We start from the raw sequence: 17,455 nt of genomic DNA on the forward strand, positions 1-17,455 counted from the left end.
TCGGCGCCTAAGCTGTTGGCACTGTCCCCCCATCGATTGTATATTCGGTACCGGTGATCGATGCAGCCCGGTCCGAGGCGAGGAACGCAATCAGGTTTGCGACCTCTTCCGGCTTTGCCGGACGCCCCAGCGGAATGCCGCCCAGCCCGTCCATGATGATCTTTTTGCCCCCCTCGAGGTCTGTTCCGGCCTGCTTCGCCAGGCGCTCTGCGAGGTGGACCGAAGCTTCCGTTTCGATCCAGCCTGGCGACACCCGAACGACACGAACACCTTTGCGCGAAACTTCCTTCGACATCGCCTTGCTGTAAGTGGAAAGCGCTGCCTTCGCCGCAGCATAGGCCGTCGTCGATTCCGGAAGCGGCAGGACTCTCTGGATGGATGTCACATGCACCACCACACCGTTTCCTTGAGCGACCATGTCCGGAACCAGTTGCCGATCCAGGCGAACGGCTGGAAAAAGGTTGAGCGACAGCTCCTTATGCCAGTCGTCTTCCGACAGTGCAGAAAATCCACCTCCGGCCGCTGAAGAGCCACCCAGCATATGGACGATGACGTCGACGCCGCCAAGGAGCCGCCGTGTAGCCTCTGCGACGATTGCACATCCCTCTTCGGTGGTCAGGTCCGCCTCGACGAACAGGTCTTCCGACAGGCTGTCCGGACGGGCCCGAGCGGCTGTCAGCACCTGCGCGCCGAGCTCCCGAAACAGTCTGACGGTCGCGGCACCAGTACCTTTGGTTCCAGCCGTAATGAGGGCCCGTTTGCCTCTCAGGTTGAGAAAGTCGGCCATTATAATATCTCCAGCCTGACGATCCTGTCGTCCTTGATGGTGAAGGCGTGGGTGAGCATCACCGGGCTACCGGGAAACTGGCCGCTCACCTTGGCTCGGAGGAGCGCTTTGTCACCGTCGACCGTGCATTCCAAAGGTTCAGCAACGTACTGAGCCGCCTTGTTCGCAGCCACCCACCATACTCGGATTGCGGCGACGCCTTGATGGCGCGCTCCTTCGTCTTCGACGACGGCTTCGACCGCAAAGGCGTCCAGCAGCGCATCCGCGTCATTGCGACGGTCTGCTTCAAAGTACGTGTCTATGATACCGGGCATATCCATTGTGTTCTCCTCATAACCTAATCAATACTTATCCCTCGACCATTGCATAAATAAGTGGGATAAACCGGCATGCGATGATGAACAGGTCGGGACAATGGAGCTAGCCAGCCTGAAAGAACTTGAAGCGGCCATTGCAATTGCCAGGCGCGGGACTTTTCGAGCAGCGGCCATTGATCTCGGCATGTCCACGACCGCGTTGAGCCATACGATAAGCAGGCTCGAGGCGGGACTTGGCGTGCGGTTGTTCAACCGCACCACCCGCAGTGTGTCGCTGACGGATGCCGGCCGGTTGTTTGTGCAGCAGGTAGGGCCTACGCTTCAGGATCTCCATGCTGCTCTGGATCTGGTGCGCTCCCACCGCGAGACCCCTTCTGGAACGATAAGGATCAACGCAGCGCCATTTGCGGCGCGCGCCATCATCTCACCGCTCGTGCTGGAGTTCCTGCGCCGCTATCCCGACATGAATGTCGATATCGTTACCGAGGGTAAAATGGTCGATATCGTCAAGGACGGGTTCGATCTGGGCGTCAGGGTTGAAGGCCTCGTTCCCAGCGACATGATTGCCGTTTCGCTCGGCCGGCCTCAGCGACACGCAGTGGTTGGGTCTCCCGAGTATTTCGAGAAACATGGTAAGCCCATGGTGCCTCCGGATCTTCTCAATCACAGGTGCATTCGTGTTCGCCTGCCAGACGGCTCCTTGTTTCGATGGCGGTTCGAAAAAGACGGCGAGCCGGTGCAGATAGACGTGCGGGGGCCAATCGCACTCGATGAGGCCAGCCTTACGCGGACTGCTGTGCTCGAAAGCGCCGGCGTGGGCTACCTCTTTGAACAGGACATTCTCTCGGACATAGAGGCGGGGCGCGTTGTTCGTGTTTTAGAAGATTGGACGCTGCCGTATCCAGGGCTATGCCTATACTATCCTGGACGCCGAAATCTATCGGCTGGCGTCCGAGCATTCCTCGACTTAGCTCGTGAGTTCTCCCGAAAAGCGGCTTGACCCACTGCCTTCACCTTGAACGGTTTCGAACCGCTGGCCGGTGAACCCTCCTGCGTCGCTCCTGTCTATCGCCCGCCCTGCTATTGCGCCGGTTCCGGCATCGCGCAATCTTCCCCGCCGGTGCACTCTCCCGAGAGTTTGCGCTGACCGAGCGCAATGATAAGGACGGTTGCGGCCCCGGCTGCTGCAGACACCCAGAATCCGCTCTGGGGACCGTAGCTGTCGACGACCCAGCCCGTGACGAAGGCGCCGAGCGCCATGCCGATGCCGATGCCGGTCATCACCCAGGTGACGCCCTCCGTCAGCACCGATTCCGGCACGCGACGCTCGATCAGTCCGAAGGCCGTTATAAAGGTCGGCGAGATCGCGATGCCGCTGACGAAGACGGCGATAGCAAGCAGAGTTACCGAGCTGCCGGCGACGAGGAGCGGCAGCGAGGTCAGTGCGAGGGCCGCAACAGCGATCAGCAACTGACGATGCAAGGGGATGCGCAGATTGAGCGCGCCGAGGGTCAAGCCCACCAGGAACGAACCGAGGGCATAGACACCGATGACCAGGCTTGCGGCATTCGGCTGACCAAGCTCCTTGGTGATGGCGACAACACTCACTTCAGCAGTTGCGAAGATCGCGCCGACGAAGATCAGCGCGAGTGTGATGATCTGCACCGGACGCTGGCGGATCGCGGAGCCAACCGAAGCCGCGCCGGCGACATGACGCACCTTCGGCTCGGTGCCGCGCTGCACGATGAAGGCGGCTGTCCCGAGCGCCAGAAAAGCTGTGCTCACCATCATGCCGGCTTCCGGGAATAAGGCGACGGCCAGCCCGACCGACAGCGAGGCGCCGGAGATATAGACCAGTTCATCCGCGGCACTTTCGAACGCGAAGGCCGTGTTGAGCTCGGGCCGGTTGCGAAAGAGTTCCGTCCAGCGCGCCCGCATCAGCGCCGGAATGCTCGGCATGGCCGCCGCGAGGAAGGCAGAGGCGAACAGCGTCCACACCGGCCAGTTCTGGTTGGTCGCGGTGATCAGCGCGATGAACGCCAGCACGGATACGATGGTTGTGGGAACGACCACTGCCGTCTGGCCCAGCCGGTCGACCGCTCGCGAAATCTGTGGTGAGATCATCGCGTTGGTGAGCGCATAAGTCGCCGACACGGCGCCCGCCAGCCAATATTCGCCATGTGCCTGGGAGAGCATGGCAACGATGCCGATCGGCGCCATGGCGATGGGAAGGCGTGCAAAAAAGCCGGCAACCGAGAAGCCCTCGGCCCCAGGTGCCGCGAATATTTGTCTATACGGATTTGACATGGGACGATCCTTCCAGATATCGGATAGAACACTTATATACGGAGCGTATGTGTTTAGATAATGCATACGCCACGTATGTCAATAAAAAAGATACGCGGCGTATGCCAATGGAGAAGCCAATGCGTAAACCGCGCCAGGAGATGATCGCAGAGACCCGCGGCAAACTGATCGCAGCCGGGCGGCGTGCCTTTGGCACGATCGGCTACGCGGAAGCCTCGATGGACGATTTCACCGGTGAAGCGGGATTGACGCGCGGGGCCCTCTATCACCACTTCGGTGACAAGAGGGGCCTGCTCCAGGCCGTGATCATGGAAATCGATGCGGAAATGACGGAGCGGCTGAACGAGGTCTCGGCCGCCGCTCCCACGCGCTGGCAGGGCTTTGTCGACGAGTGCTCCGCCTATATCGAAATGGCGCTTGAGCCTGAAATCCAGCGCATCATGTTTCGCGATGGCCCGGCTGTACTCGGCGATATCTCGCAATGGCAGAACACCCCCGGCTGCATCGCCGCCCTCTCCCGCAGCCTCGACGGTCTCAAGACCGATGGCGAGATCATCGACATCGACACCGAAACCGCCGCTCGCCTCATCAATGGCGCCAGCAGCCATATGGCGCTTTGGATCGCCAATGCCGAGAATCCGGAGGCGGTTTCGAAGCGGGCGGTTGCGGGATTCAAGGCTATGCTGGGCAGCCTCCGCAGGCAACAATGATCGGGCGCCATGGAGCCCGGGTCGTTCCCTGACGATCGCTTTCCCGCCCCTGCGTAACCGCCACCTCACACTCTGATACGTTTTTGGCATTTCTTGAAACATGCCAGATACGCAGACCCGTCAGACATCACTCCGTCACAAAATGTCGCCCTGGGCGACAAGAACATGGAGTGCCTCATGACGAAGTTTGACAATATTCTCGCCTGGCGCCGGCTTGCCCGCGGAGCAATGGCGATGGCGGTTGGACCGATGTTGCTGTTCCCAGCCGGTTACCTTGTGCCAGCGAGTGCCGCCGACGTCACATCGGACCGGCCGGCGACGCCGATCGAGGCCGACGAAACGATCCGCCCGTTCCAGATCCGCGTTCCGCAGTCACAGCTTGACGATCTGCGCAAGCGCATTGCCGAAACGCGTTGGCCAGACAAGGAGACCGTGAGCGACACCTCGCAAGGCATCCAGCTTTCGCGCATCCAGGATCTGGTCCGTTACTGGGGCACTGATTACGATTGGCGCAAAGCCGAGGCGGAGCTCAATGCACTTCCGGAATTCATCACGACGATCGACGGGGTCGATATCCAGTTCATCCATGTGCGATCGCGTCATCCCAACGCCCTGCCGCTCATTCTGACCCATGGTTGGCCGGGTTCGACCTTCGAGTTCATCAAGGCGATCGGCCCTCTTACCGATCCGACTGCTTATGGCGGTAAAGCGGAGGACGCATTTGACGTCGTCATCCCTTCCATCCCCGGCTACGGCTTTTCGGGTAAGCCGACGGAGCTTGGCTGGGGGCCTGACCGCGTTGCGCGAGCATGGGACATCCTGATGAAGCGGCTCGGCTACGCGCACTACGTTTCCCAGGGTGGCGACCATGGGTCCGTTATCTCCGACGCACTGGCGCGCCAGGCACCGAAGGGCTTGCTTGGTATCCATCTCAACATGCCGGCGACCGTTCCGGGCAATCTCACCAAGGCGATCAACAGTGGAGACCCGGCTCCTGCGGGACTGTCGGCGCCCGAGCGGGATGCCTATGAATCGTTGAGCACCTTCTTCGGCCGGAATGCCGCCTATGGAGCCGTGATGGTGACGCGTCCGCAGACGATCGGCTACTCGCTTTCCGACTCGCCGTCGGGCCTGGCTGCCTGGATCTACGAAAAATTTGCGCAGTGGAGCGACAGCGAGGGCATTCCCGAGCGCGTTTTTTCCAAGGACGAAATGCTGAATGACATCACATTGTACTGGCTGACCAACACTGGGGCATCCTCGTCTCGGTTCTATTGGGAAAACAACAACAACAACTTCAGCTCCGACGCTCAAAAGACCAAAGAGATCAAGATCCCGGTGGCAATCAGCGTATTCCCAAAGGAGATCTACCAGGCGCCGGAGAGTTGGAGCAAGCAGGCCTACCCCACGCTCCATTACTACCACCGTGTCGATATGGGCGGTCACTTCGCCGCCTGGGAACAGCCCCAGCTTTTCGCTGAGGAACTGCGAGAGGCATTCAAGTCGGTGCGTTGATCGATTGGCTGAAGAATGACGGCTTGGCATATCCGCGGCTGAGAGTGGCGAATTCAAAGCCGCGTAGAATCCAGCTCGAGCCGTTGCGTCAAATCATCCTCATCTCACTGTATTTTACGCGCATCAGTTCATTGCGCCACCGGCGGCCAATACCTCGTCCGGCGTATCGACATCGAGCAGGGCTGCATCGCCAACATCGACATCGAGCACAGGCAAGCCTGATGTGGCGATGATATCGCGCGCGCCGACATCGCCTTCAAGCCGGAGGACTGCCTGACGCAGAGAACGTGGCAGGATAACGGGATTGCCGGGCTTGCCCTGCGAAACGGCGCGCACGACGGCCTCGCCGCCCGCATTGCGAAAGGCGGAAATCAGGGCATTGAGATGCGTCGTGGAAATGCCGGGCATATCGGCGAGCATGACGAGAATGCCTTCGGCGCTGTCAGCGTCCCTCGATGAGAATCCTGCTTTGAGCGAGCTCGCCATGCCGCTGGCGTAATCGGGATTATCGACGAAAGTCAGAGCGAGCCCATCGAGCGCGGCATCGATCTCGCTCCGGCGATGGCCCGTGACGACAATGACGGAGGCTGCATCCGCACCGAGCGCGGTCAATGCCGACCGCCGCACGAGCGGCACGCCGTCGAATTCGGCCAGCAGCTTGTGCCTCCCGCCCTCACCCATCCGGCTTGCCTTGCCGGCAGCGAGAATGACGATCGCGACCGACGCCTTAAGCATAAGCCACCAGTCTTGCCGCAGCGATATCAGCCAGAACCGACAGGGCGAGCGAGGTTGCATCTCGCGTCGGGCCGAACATCCCGATGGGCGCCTTGATGCGACCGATATCATCCTTTCCGAAAGCCATGGCTGTCAATCGCTCGACACGCCGATGATGCGTCCGGGTACTGCCGAGCGCGCCGATGTAAAAGGCGGGTGAGTGAAGCGCGGTCTCGAGAATGGCGGCTTCGGCGTCAAGGTCATGATGCAGGAGCACAACGGCCGTGAAGGGGTCGATCATGTCGGCCGCGACCCTGCCCCCCTCGCCCTGTCCTCTGACGATCACGTCGTAACCGGAAGCCTCGGCCAGTCGTGCGACGGCCTGCGCTTCGATCGTCTGCCCGGAAAGGACGACGCGGGTGCGGGGACGGTAGACGCTCAGGAAATCTCGCTCGAGCCAGCACGCCCGTGACAGTGGGTCTACCGCTTCGAGCACCTGCCGCTCTGGCGAATAGGCAAGGCCGGCTGCCTGCCTGCGTTCGAGACGCTTCAGAACATGGCGCAAAGCGCCGACATCTTTCAGGACATGGATTGCGACGGTAATCCCGCCGCCGCAGGGAAGGACAATGTCGAAGAAGGGCGATCCGTCGCCGAACTTGACCGTGCGATCCCGTCCTTCCGCCATTGCCAGAAGCGCTTCGGAAGCGACGGCGGCTTCGACGCATCCGCCGGAGACATAGCCGCAGAACCGCCCGTCTGCGGCAACCGCCATATGAGCGCCGAGCGCACGCGCAGCGCCGCCTCGAATGTCGACGAGGGTCGCAAGTGCCGCCGCGCCGAGACCATGGGCGTCCATCGCGAAGCGAAGCAGTTCCGCAGGATCGTCGGTGGACGAGGCCCTGTGGGGAATTGGCGCCGTGATGGGCGCAAGTGTCTGATCCATCGGAAATCCTACAGGAAGTGGCGGCGGTCCGCTCTCGGGACCGCCGTCGAGACCATCAGGCTACGTCCGGCAGGCCGCCGATGAGCTTGTCAAGCGTCAGCGGATAGTGCCGAACTCTGATGCCGGTCGCATTGTAGACGGCGTTGGCGATTGCCGCCGCGACGCCGCAAAGGCCGAGCTCGCCGACGCCCTTGGCTTTCATCGGCGAGGACATCGGATCGGTCTCGTCCATGAAGATCACCTCCTGGTGCGGAATGTCGGCATGCACCGCCACTTCGTAGCTGGCAAGATCGTGGTTGACGAAAAAGCCGCGGCGGGTGTCGACCGCCAATTCCTCGGACAGCGCGCCGCCGGCCCCCATCGTCATTGCGCCAATGACCTGGCTGCGGGCGGTGATCGGATTGAGGATTCTTCCCGCCGCACAGACTGCGAGCATCCTGCGAATCCGGCTTTCCCCAGTGGCGATGTCGACAGCGACCTCCACGAAGTGCGCGCCGAATGTCGATTGCTGATGCGTCTCGGTAAGCTCGCCCCATTTGATCGTATCCTCGCCGACAAGACCATCCGGACCGGCGGCCTCGGCAAGAGGCACCGAACGATTGCCCGAGCGGACCGCGCCATTCTCGAAGATGACGTCTTCGGAGTTGAAGCCGAGCTTCTTGGCGATGGCCTCACGCAACTTGACACAGGCTGCGTAGACGCCGGACGTGGAGGAGTTCGCACCGAACTGTCCGCCGGAACCCGCAGAAACCGGAAAACGCGAGTCGCCGAGTTGGACGGCGACCTTGTCGATCGCAACGCCCATCATCTCGGCGGCCGTCTGGGCGATGATCGTGTAGCTGCCCGTCCCGATGTCGGTCATGTCGGTTTCGACTGTCACGACGCCTTCCCGGTCGAGCTTTACCCTTGCTCCGGAAGGAAGCATGAGGTTGTTGCGGAATGCGGCGGCAACGCCCATACCAACCAGCCAGTTGCCGTCCCGCCTGGAACCGGGCTTCCGCCGTTCATCCCAGCCAAACCGCTCTGCGCCGAGCTTGAGGCAGCCGATGAGATTGCGCTGGGAAAAAGGCCGCTGCGGCTTCTCCGGATCGACCTGCGTGTCGTTGATGATCCGAAACTGCACAGGATCGATCCCAACTTTTTCGGCAATCTCGTCGATGGCGATTTCGAGCGCCATCAGTCCGGGGGCTTCGCCCGGAGCGCGCATGGCATTCCCCTCCGGGAGGTTGAGCGTCGCCAGCCGCATCGCGGTCATCCGGTTCGCCCCTGCATAGAGAAGACGGGTCTGATTGACGGCGGTCTCAAGCTGGCCGCCGGGTTGGTCGCCTGACCAGCTTTCGTGCGCGATGGCGGTTATCTTGCCGTCACGCTCGGTTCCGATGCGGATGCGCTGGATCGTCGCCGGCCGATGGGTGGTGTTATTCATGAGAAAGGGGCGGGGCAAGGCGACCTTGACGGGCCGCTTTACCGCACGCGCGCCGACAACGGCCAGCACGGCATCCGCCCGCAGGAACAGCTTGCCGCCGAAGCCGCCGCCGATGAAGGGCGACATGAGGTGGATCTTCTCCTTGTCGATGTCGAGCGTCGTTGCAAGGTCGGAGCGCCACCAGTCGATCATCTGGCTGGAGGTCCAGACGGTCACCTCTTCGCCGTTCCAGGCTGCGATCGATGCGTGCGGCTCCATCATCGCATGAGACTGGTCGGGCGTCGTGTAAGACGCGTCAACGGTGACGGGAGCTGACCTGAAGGCAGCCTCGAAGTCGCCGACCGCGGTATCGGGCTGCTGCGACTCATCCGGCTTGACGGCTGAATCCTTTGCCTGACCGAGATCGAACACGCCTTTTTCCTCGGCGTAGTCGACCTTGACCAGGGAGGCTGCGGCGCGTGCCTGCTCGAAGGTCTCGGCGACGACGACCGCGATTGCCTGGTGATAGTGCTGAACCTCGTCGCCACCGAAAAGCTTGGCGGTGTTGAACTTGCCCTTCTTCCGCTCGCCGATGTCGAGCGTCGTCACCACGGCAAGCACACCCGGAGCCTTTTTGGCGGCGGAAACGTCCATGGACGTGATGCGGCCCTTGGCGATGGCGGCGCCGACCGGATAACCATAGGCGTAGCGCATATTCGGATCGTGCCACTCATAGGCATACATCGCTCGGCCGGTCGTCTTGAGCTGGCCGTCGATCCGATGGATCGGCTGACCGACAACCTTCAGATTATCGATCGGGTTGGTTGTCGCTGGCGTATCGAACTGCATGGCTCAACCCCTTGCTTCGGCAATGACCGCGGCGAGCGTGCGCCCGACCAGGTCCACCTTGAAACGGTTCTGTTCGGTCGGACGGGCGCCGGCAAGAAGGACGTCTGCCGCCGCGCGCGCACCTTTCGGCAGCTCGGCTTCGGCTGCCTCGATGCGCCACGGCTTATGGGCGATGCCGCCGACGGCGACACGTCCTGTTCCATCCGGCTGGATCACGGCTCCGACCGAGACGAGCGCGAAGGCATAGGAGGCGCGGTCTCGGACCTTGCGATAGATGTGCTTGCCGCCGATCGGTGTTGGCAGCAGGACCGCCGTGATGAACTCGCCGCGCTGAAGAACGGTCTCGATATCAGGCGTGTCGCCCGGCAACCGATGAAAGTCGGCGATCGCAATCGCGCGACGACTGCCGTCGGCCTTGACCGTTTCCACAACAGCATCGAGCGCCCGCATGGCGATGGCCATGTCACTCGGATGGGTGGCGATGCAGCTCTCGCTTACCCCGACCACTGCATGCTGACGGCTGAAGCCGCCGATGGCGGAACAGCCGCTGCCCGGCTGCCGCTTGTTGCACGGCTGGTTCGGGTCGTAGAAATAAGGACAGCGCGTGCGCTGCAGGAGGTTGCCGGCCGTCGTCGCCTTGTTGCGCAGTTGGCCTGAGGCGCCCGCGACAAGCGCCCTGGAAAGCAGGCCGTAGTCGCGGCGAACGATTTCGTGAGCTGCAAGAGCGGTGTTGCGGACCAAAGCGCCGATGCGCAGCCCGCCCTCCGGCGTGGGCTCGATCTTGTCGAGGCCGAGACCGTTGACATCGATCAGATGCGTCGGCGTTTCGATCTCGAGCTTCATCAGGTCGAGGAGGTTGGTGCCGCCGGCGATGAATTTGGCTTCAGGATTGGAGGCTGCCGCCTTGGCCGCGGTCTCGACGGACGAGGCACGTTCATAGGTGAAGGCTCTCATGCTTTGATCCCCGCGACTTCCGAAATGGCATCGATAATGTTGGAATAGGCGCCGCATCGACAGATGTTGCCGCTCATGCGTTCGCGGATCTCGGCCGGAGTGACAGCCGCCTCAGCCGTAAGATCGCCGGTGACGTGGCTCGGTATGTTCGCCTTGATCTCTTCGAGCACTGCCACGGAGGAACAGATCTGTCCCGGCGTGCAGTATCCGCACTGGAAGCCGTCATGCTTGACGAAGGCCGTCTGCATCGGATGAAGGTTTCCAGGCTGGCCGAGGCCCTCGATCGTGGTGATTTGATCGCCTTCGTGCATGACCGCCAGCGTCAGGCAGGAGTTGATGCGGTGGCCGTCGACAATGACGGTGCATGCACCGCATTGGCCGTGGTCGCATCCCTTTTTCGTGCCTGTGAGATGCAGGTGCTCGCGCAGCGCGTCGAGCAGCGACGTTCTGTTGTCGACCTCGAGATCGCGCTTCTCACCGTTAACCGCGAAGGAAACTTTCGATGTATAGGCCATTTCATTTCCTGGGGACTGTGCCGCCGCGGGCGCGACGGCTCCGGTGACCGCAATCGTTGCGGCCGACGAGATAAGTAGATCTCGACGGGAAAGTTCCAGTTGTGTCTGGCTTGGCATGAACTGTTCCACCTTGCTCGTTGGACATAGGCGCGCGTCAACGCCGTCTGCTGAGGTAGTGCAATTCCGCCCTCTGATTAGGCCCGTTCCGTTGCATACGGTTATCGATCTGGCTCATGAATTCCCCGGGCCGCGGTCATAAGATGCCGCGAGCTACAACTTCAATGAAGTTGGTTTGGATGCTGAAGCGCTGGCGGAGTAACTCCCGCCGATGCGCGCGAAAAAAAGCAGCGCCATGCGCAAAAAATGATGCTTTTCCGGCTTAGCTTTATTCCCTACTCCCTATCGAAGCAGGTGACGAAAGGGGAAGACCGCATGCCCACGCCGTTTTACTGGAATGAGCTCAATACATATGATTTTGCCGGCCTCTCCCCCGAGACCACGATTGCCGTTCTGCCCATCGCCTCGACGGAACAGCACGGCCCGCATCTGCCGATCGCAACGGATGTCGCCATCGCGACCGGCATGCTGGCGGAGCTGAAGAGGCAGCGGCCGGAGGATCTGGACATGCTGGTCCTTCCGACGCAGGAGATCGGCAAGGCCAACGAACACATCTACGGCCCCGGCACGCTGTCGCTCAGTGCCGAGCTGCTCATCCCCGTCTGGACGGCGATTGGCGCAAAGGTTGCCGAAGCCGGGCTGCGGAAGATGGTGATCGTCAATTCCCACGGCGGCAATGTCGACATCATGAGCATCGTGGCGCGCGAACTGCGCGTGCGCTATCAAATGGCGGTGGTCTCCACGCAATGGGGCCGTTTCGGTCATCCGGAAGGCATGGTCAGCGATCACGAGAGCAAATACGGCATCCACGGCGGCGATGTCGAGACGTCGTTGATGCTGCACTTCCGCCCCGAACTGGTGCGGATGGACAAGGCTCAAAACTTTGCCTCGAAGGCCGAAGGGATGCGGGAGCAGTCCAAATTTCTTCAGCCTCTGCCGCCGCATTCGCTGGCCTGGATCGCGCATGACCTCAATCCCTTCGGCGTGGTCGGCGATGCCTCGATCGCCAAAGCCGAAAAGGGCGAGGCGATCTGCCGCCATCAGGTCAAGGGGTTCGTCGAGCTGCTCCAGGACCTCAAGGCCTATCCGCTTTCAAATCTTTATGTGAAATAGGTTCAGCCGCGGGTTTCACATCGGGTGGGATATGACCCTTGGCCTGCAATTCCTGCACCAGGCCGAGCAGTTCGGCGAGCAGATATTCGACGAAAAGGCTGGTGGCCGCGTCGAGGGGCGCGCGGGCGCGCGCAAACAGCTTCATCTGCTGGTAACGCGCATGCGGCTCGGCAATCGGCCGGAAGACGAGTTCACCGCGCCGGCATTCGGTGATGACGTCGAGCGGATTGAGCAGCGTGAGCCCCGTGCCGCATTTGACCAGCTGTTTCAGCATCTCCGATGCATTAGTTTCCAGCACCGGCTCGACCGAGATGGGCAGGCGCGCAAAAGCAAGGTTGATCACCTCGCGCAGGCTGGTGCCTGGCTGCGCCAGAACCAGTTTTTCCTGGGTGACATCGGCGAGGTTGATCGGCCCGGGGCCGATCAGGTGATGTCCCGGCGGCAGCACGACACCGATCGGGATATCGAAATTTCCGAGGGTGCGGATGCCTGGAGTGGCGGGGATGTTGAAGCCGAGACCGATATCCACTTCGCCGGATACAACGGGGCTGGCCGTCGTGCCGCCGGTGTCGTTGCGCAGCTGGACGAAGACGCGCGGATGTTCTGAAAGAAAGCGCGCGATGATTTCGGGCAGCGGCCCGGCGGCAAGCCCAACGGTCGTCACCATGCGCACCTTCCCTGCCTGCTGCATCTTGAGGCTGCGGATGCGCCCCTCGAGGCGCTCGTAATTCTTCAGCACGTCCCGGATATGTTCGATGCAAAGTTCGCCGGCAGCCGTCAGCCGCAGGCCACGCGGCAGCCGCTCGAAAAGCGGCGCCCCGATCTCCTCCTCCAGCGCCAAAATCTGCCTGTTGACCGCCGAAGACGCCACGTTGAGGCGCGCGGCCGCCTTGCGGATCGAACCGCAACGGGCGATCTCGTTGATGTAAAGAAGGCGTCTGGAGTGCAACATGATCTCTCCAATGCATAAATTTTGCGCAGGACGCACAAATTATCTTCAGCTTTTCCAGGGATGCCGAAAAGGCATCAATGTGAACGAATTTTGATGCTTTTCAAAGCGCATGGCAATGGCTCAAATTCCCTCAAAAGGGAGCCGAGCAAGGCTTCCCTCGGCCACAAAAGGGGAACTGCCGACCATGTTGAAAGCACTGATGAAGACGCAATTCCTGAGCTGTCTCGGCCTCGCCTCGATGCTTGCCGCCGCCTCGCCGGCGCTTGCCCTCGACAAGGTGAGCTACGGGACGAACTGGCTTGCCCAGGCGGAACATGGCGGCTTCTACCAAGCCGTTGCCGACGGCACCTATGCAAAATACGGCCTCGACGTCACCATCGTCCAGGGCGGCCCGAATGCTGCAAACAGCGCTCTGCTGATCTCCGGCAAGCTCGATTTCTACATGGGCGGCCCGCAGGGCGAGATATCCGCCGTCGAACAGGGCATTCCGCTGGTCGATGTCGCCGCGATCTTCCAAAAGGATCCGCAGGTGCTAATCGCCCATCCAGGCAACGGCGTCGACAAGTTCGAGGATCTCGCCAAGCTGAAAACGCTGTTCCTCAGCAAGGACGGCTACCTCACCTATTTCGAATGGATGAAGGCCAACTTCAAAGGCTTCAAGGACGAGCAGTACAAGCCCTATAACTTCAGTCCCGCCCCCTTCCTCGCAGACAAGGACTCTGCCCAGCAGGGGTACCTGACTTCGGAACCCTACGAGATCCAGAAGCAGGCAGGCTTCGAGCCGAAGGTCTTCCTGCTCGCCGACAACGGCTATTCGCCCTATTCGACGATGATCACGACGACGCAGGCGATGATCGACGGCAAGCCCGATGTCGTGCAGCGCTTCGTCGATGCTTCGATCGAAGGCTGGTACAACTATCTCTACGGCGACAACACCAAGGCGAACGAACTGATCAAGAAGGATAATCCTGAAATGACGGATGGCCAGCTCGCCTACTCCATCGCCAAGATGAAGGAATACGGCATCATCGAATCCGGCGACAGCCTCGACAAGGGCATCGGCTGCATCACCGATGCGCACTACAAGACGTTCTTCGACGAGATGGTGGCGATCAAGGTCTTCAAGCCGGAGACGGATTACACCAAAGCGTTTACGACGAAGTTCGTCTGCAAGAGCACCGGCGTGGCACTGAAGAAGTAGACCGACCCGACGGCTCTCCTGGTCCGCCATTGAGGACGTGGCGGGCCGTATCCTCCCCGCATGAACGAGACAGCAATGCTCCCAGCAGACGCCCAGGCGGTATCCCCGAAAGAGACGCGCAAGCGGCCGCTTGTTGTCATGCAGTCGGTTTCGAAGGTCTTTTCCAGCGGCACTGTCGCCCTTTCGAACATGTCGCTCACGGTCGAAAGCGGCGAGTTCGTCAGCCTGCTCGGCCCTTCCGGCTGCGGCAAGTCGACGGCGCTGCGCATCATCGCCGGTCTCGGCGATGTCACCTCGGGAACGATCGACTGGCCGAGTTCGCGCATCAATTCCAGAGGTCTGCCGGAGGGCGATATCGGCTTTGTCTTCCAGGAGCCGACGTTGATGCCCTGGAAGAACGTGTTCGACAATGTCCATCTGCCGCTGAGGTTGAGGCGCGTTTCGAAGGCAGCCGCGCATGATCAGATCATGGAAGTACTGACCACCGTCGGCCTTCAGGATTTTGCCAAGGCCTATCCGCGCGAACTTTCCGGCGGCATGAAGATGCGCGTCTCGATCGCCCGTGCGCTGGTGACGAAGCCGAAGCTGCTGCTGATGGACGAGCCTTTCGCCGCGCTCGATGAGATCACCCGCCAGAAGCTCAACGACGACGTGCTGCGGCTGTGGAAGGCGACCGGCATTACAGTGATTTTCGTGACGCATTCGGTCTTCGAGTCCGCCTATCTCTCGAACCGCATCGTCGTGATGAAGGCAAGGCCCGGGCGTGTGCACGCTGACGTCCCGCTGATCACCAGCCTCGAACGCGACGCGCACTACCGCACCTCGGAAGAATACCGCAAGGCCTGCGAAACGGTATCGCATTCGCTGATCGGGGCGATCAATTCGGCAGGGGATCATTGATGAGTGACGAAACAGACATATCGCCGCTGCTCGTTAAGGGTACACCAAGCGCAAGGCGCCGCGATCTTGCGCTGCGCATCGCCATCCCCTTCCTCGTCATCGCCCTGTTGATCCTCGTCTGGTACGCCTATGTGAAACTGTCCGGCGTGCCACCCTATATCCTGCCAGGACCGGCCGCTGTGGCAAACGCCTTCGTGACGGATTGGGGGACGCTTGCGCCGGCCCTCTGGGTCACCACCAAGATCACCTTCATCTCGCTGATGCTGGCGCTGATTGGCGGTGTGGGGTTTGCAATCTTCCTGGTGCAATCGCGCTGGATCGAGCTTGCCTTCTATCCCCTTGCCGTCATCCTGCAGGTAACGCCGATCGTCGCCATCTCGCCGCTGATCCTGATCTATGCGCCGTCGACGCAGGTCGCGCTGCTGATCTGCGCCTTCCTCGTCGCATTCTTCCCGATCCTGTCGAACATGGTGCAGGGCCTGAAGAGCGTCGATCATAACCTCATCAACCTCTTCGAGCTCTATGGCGCCTCGCGCTGGCAGACGTTGATCCATCTGAAGATCCCGGCCGCCCAGCCTTATTTCATGACCGGTCTTCGCATCGGCGGCGGGCTCGCGCTGATCGCCGCCGTCGTCGCTGAATTTGCCGCGGGCTCCGCCGGTGCCGGCTCCGGTCTCGCCTTCCGCCTGCTGGAAGCGCAGTACCGGATGAACATCCCGCGGCTCTTCGCGGCGCTGTTGATGCTCTCCATGCTTGGCGTAGCGATCTTCGGCCTCACCACTCTCATTGCCTGGCTGAGCCTTCATCGCTGGCATGAAAGCAGCATCAAACGGGAAAACTGATGACCTATTCCTTCATATCCCCGCCGAATGCGGCCCGCTTCGTGCTGAGCAATGCGACAGTGCCCGCCGTCACCCTCGAGCATGTCGGCGTGCCGGTCACCGAAGGGCTGGCGACGGTCGATATCGTCATCAGCGACGGCATAATAGCCGCCATCCGGCCTGCGGGCGCCGCACCCGCTGATTATGCCAGGATCGATCTCAAGGACGGCATGGTCTGGCCGTGTTTTGCCGATATCCATACCCATCTCGACAAGGGCCATATCTGGCCGCGCCAGGCCAATCCCGACGGCAGCTTCATGGGCGCGCTCGATGCCGTCAGGGCCGACCGGGAGGCCAACTGGTCAGCCGCAGACGTCAAACGGCGCATGGAATTCTCGCTCCGCTCCGCCTACGCCCATGGCACCAGCCTGATCCGTACGCACCTGGATTCGCTTGCGCCCCAGCATCGCATATCCTTCGAGGTTTTTGCCGAAATCCGGGATGCCTGGAAGGACAGGATCGCGCTGCAGGCGGTCGCCCTCTTCCCGCTGGATGCCATGGCAGACAGCACCTTCTTTACCGATCTCGTCACAACAATCCGACAGAACGGCGGCCTGCTTGGCGGCGTCACCCGGATGGGGCCAGAGCTTGTCTGGCAGCTCGACACGCTCTTCAGGACTGCCGCGGAGCAGGGCCTGGATGTCGATCTGCATGTCGACGAGACGGATGATCGTGGCGCCGAGACGCTGAAGGCAATTGCCGAGGCCGTGCTGCGCAACGGGTTCGAGGGCAAGGTGACCGCCGGTCATTGCTGCTCGCTCGCCCGCCAGGACGAAGACACCGCCGCGCGCACCGTCGCGTTGGTCGCCAAGGCAGGTATCGCGGTCATCTCACTGCCGATGTGCAACATGTATCTGCAGGATCGCTATCCCGGCCGCACTCCGCGCTGGCGCGGCGTCACGCTGTTCAAGGAGCTGGCCGCCGCCGGTGTCGCGACCGCGGTCGCATCCGACAATACCCGTGACCCCTTCTACGCCTATGGTGATCTCGATCCAGTGGAGGTCTTCCGCGAGGCCGTGCGGATTCTGCATCTCGACCATCCGCTCGATACCGCCGCCCGCGTCGTCACCACCTCGCCCGCCGCCATCGTCGGACGACCGGACAAGGGCCGTATCGCCGCCGGCGATCCGGCCGATCTCGTGCTCTTCAGCGCGCGGCGCTGGAGTGAATTCCTGTCCCGTCCCCAGGCTGACCGCGTCGTGCTTCGCCGCGGCAAGGTGATCGACCGCAGCCTGCCGGATTACCGTGAACTCGATAGCGTCGTTGGAGCCTGAC

General features: G+C 61.5%; 17 protein-coding genes. 8 read left to right on the forward strand and 9 right to left on the reverse strand.

Annotated features, from left to right (window positions below):
- Positions 1-7: 7 nt before the first annotated feature.
- Both RLCC275e_RS24525 and RLCC275e_RS24530 read right to left on the reverse strand, forming a co-directional pair.
- The gene (locus RLCC275e_RS24525) at positions 8-787 is read right to left on the reverse strand and encodes an SDR family oxidoreductase (RefSeq protein WP_033183113.1); all 780 of its coding nucleotides are present in this window, start codon (positions 785-787) and stop codon (positions 8-10) included.
- Positions 787-1,107: a nuclear transport factor 2 family protein gene (locus tag RLCC275e_RS24530; protein WP_033183112.1), complete on the reverse strand. Its 321-nt coding sequence runs from the start codon at positions 1,105-1,107 to the stop codon at positions 787-789. Before RLCC275e_RS24530 ends, RLCC275e_RS24525 begins: the two co-directional genes overlap by 1 nt.
- 94 nt (positions 1,108-1,201) lie before the next feature.
- Between RLCC275e_RS24530 and RLCC275e_RS24535 the strand changes: the two genes are divergently transcribed.
- On the forward strand, positions 1,202-2,104 hold the full coding sequence (locus RLCC275e_RS24535; protein WP_033183111.1) for a LysR family transcriptional regulator: 903 nt from the start codon (positions 1,202-1,204) through the stop codon (positions 2,102-2,104).
- Positions 2,105-2,184: 80 nt separating this feature from the next.
- Here RLCC275e_RS24535 and RLCC275e_RS24540 read toward each other — a convergent pair whose 3' ends face one another.
- Positions 2,185-3,411: an MFS transporter gene (locus RLCC275e_RS24540; RefSeq protein WP_033183110.1), complete on the reverse strand. Its 1,227-nt coding sequence runs from the start codon at positions 3,409-3,411 to the stop codon at positions 2,185-2,187.
- 119 nt (positions 3,412-3,530) lie between these two features.
- Between RLCC275e_RS24540 and RLCC275e_RS24545 the strand changes: the two genes are divergently transcribed.
- Together RLCC275e_RS24545 and RLCC275e_RS24550 are read left to right on the forward strand one after the other, a co-directional pair.
- The gene (locus tag RLCC275e_RS24545; RefSeq protein WP_033183109.1) at positions 3,531-4,121 is read left to right on the forward strand and encodes a TetR/AcrR family transcriptional regulator; all 591 of its coding nucleotides are present in this window, start codon (positions 3,531-3,533) and stop codon (positions 4,119-4,121) included.
- 177 nt (positions 4,122-4,298) lie between these two features.
- Positions 4,299-5,636 (forward strand): epoxide hydrolase family protein, encoded by a 1,338-nt coding sequence (locus RLCC275e_RS24550; RefSeq protein ID WP_033183108.1) that lies wholly within the window; start codon positions 4,299-4,301, stop codon positions 5,634-5,636.
- A 123-nt stretch (positions 5,637-5,759) separates the two neighbouring features.
- Here the strand turns inward: RLCC275e_RS24550 and RLCC275e_RS24555 are convergent, their stop codons facing one another.
- Genes RLCC275e_RS24555 through paoA form a run of 5 tightly spaced genes read right to left on the reverse strand, consistent with a single transcriptional unit; the run spans position 5,760 to position 11,145 of the window.
- Positions 5,760-6,371, reverse strand: coding sequence for a nucleotidyltransferase family protein (locus RLCC275e_RS24555; RefSeq protein WP_033183107.1), 612 nt, complete (start codon positions 6,369-6,371; stop codon positions 5,760-5,762).
- On the reverse strand, positions 6,364-7,293 hold the full coding sequence (locus RLCC275e_RS24560) for an XdhC family protein (protein ID WP_033183106.1): 930 nt from the start codon (positions 7,291-7,293) through the stop codon (positions 6,364-6,366). The genes RLCC275e_RS24555 and RLCC275e_RS24560 overlap by 8 nt, the downstream gene beginning before the upstream one ends.
- 55 nt (positions 7,294-7,348) lie before the next feature.
- Complete coding sequence (paoC, locus tag RLCC275e_RS24565; protein WP_033183105.1) at positions 7,349-9,547, reverse strand: aldehyde oxidoreductase molybdenum-binding subunit PaoC; 2,199 nt, start codon at positions 9,545-9,547, stop codon at positions 7,349-7,351.
- Between the two features lie 3 nt (positions 9,548-9,550).
- On the reverse strand, positions 9,551-10,501 hold the full coding sequence (locus RLCC275e_RS24570) for an FAD binding domain-containing protein (protein WP_033183104.1): 951 nt from the start codon (positions 10,499-10,501) through the stop codon (positions 9,551-9,553).
- Positions 10,498-11,145, reverse strand: a complete 648-nt coding sequence (gene paoA, locus RLCC275e_RS24575) for an aldehyde dehydrogenase iron-sulfur subunit PaoA (protein ID WP_130707968.1) — start codon at positions 11,143-11,145, stop codon at positions 10,498-10,500. Before paoA ends, RLCC275e_RS24570 begins: the two co-directional genes overlap by 4 nt.
- A 234-nt stretch (positions 11,146-11,379) precedes the next feature.
- Here paoA and RLCC275e_RS24580 point away from each other — a divergent pair, with 234 nt between their 5' ends.
- Positions 11,380-12,246, forward strand: coding sequence for a creatininase family protein (locus tag RLCC275e_RS24580; protein ID WP_033183102.1), 867 nt, complete (start codon positions 11,380-11,382; stop codon positions 12,244-12,246).
- Here the strand turns inward: RLCC275e_RS24580 and RLCC275e_RS24585 are convergent.
- Positions 12,209-13,198, reverse strand: coding sequence for a LysR family transcriptional regulator (locus tag RLCC275e_RS24585; RefSeq protein ID WP_033183101.1), 990 nt, complete (start codon positions 13,196-13,198; stop codon positions 12,209-12,211). The two genes, RLCC275e_RS24580 and RLCC275e_RS24585, sit on opposite strands and share 38 nt — an antisense overlap.
- A gap of 184 nt (positions 13,199-13,382) precedes the next feature.
- Between RLCC275e_RS24585 and RLCC275e_RS24590 the strand changes: the two genes are divergently transcribed.
- The 4 genes from RLCC275e_RS24590 (at position 13,383) to RLCC275e_RS24605 (ending at position 17,454) form a co-directional block, all read left to right on the forward strand.
- Positions 13,383-14,399 carry an ABC transporter substrate-binding protein gene (locus RLCC275e_RS24590; protein WP_033183100.1) on the forward strand — a complete coding sequence of 339 codons (1,017 nt, stop codon included), beginning with the start codon at positions 13,383-13,385 and terminating at the stop codon, positions 14,397-14,399.
- Positions 14,400-14,474: 75 nt separating this feature from the next.
- A complete protein-coding gene (locus tag RLCC275e_RS24595; RefSeq protein WP_033183485.1) occupies positions 14,475-15,299 on the forward strand; it encodes an ABC transporter ATP-binding protein in 825 nt (274 codons plus the stop codon).
- The gene (locus RLCC275e_RS24600) at positions 15,299-16,141 is read left to right on the forward strand and encodes an ABC transporter permease (protein ID WP_033183099.1); all 843 of its coding nucleotides are present in this window, start codon (positions 15,299-15,301) and stop codon (positions 16,139-16,141) included. Before RLCC275e_RS24595 ends, RLCC275e_RS24600 begins: the two co-directional genes overlap by 1 nt.
- Entirely contained in the window at positions 16,141-17,454 is a 1,314-nt protein-coding gene (locus RLCC275e_RS24605; RefSeq protein WP_033183098.1) for a cytosine deaminase, read from the forward strand. The genes RLCC275e_RS24600 and RLCC275e_RS24605 overlap by 1 nt, the downstream gene beginning before the upstream one ends.
- The last annotated feature ends 1 nt before the right edge of the window (position 17,455 follow it).

Origin of the sequence: Rhizobium brockwellii, from assembly GCF_000769405.2 — a bacterium.
In the GTDB taxonomy this organism is placed as follows: Bacteria; Pseudomonadota; Alphaproteobacteria; order Rhizobiales; family Rhizobiaceae; genus Rhizobium; species Rhizobium brockwellii.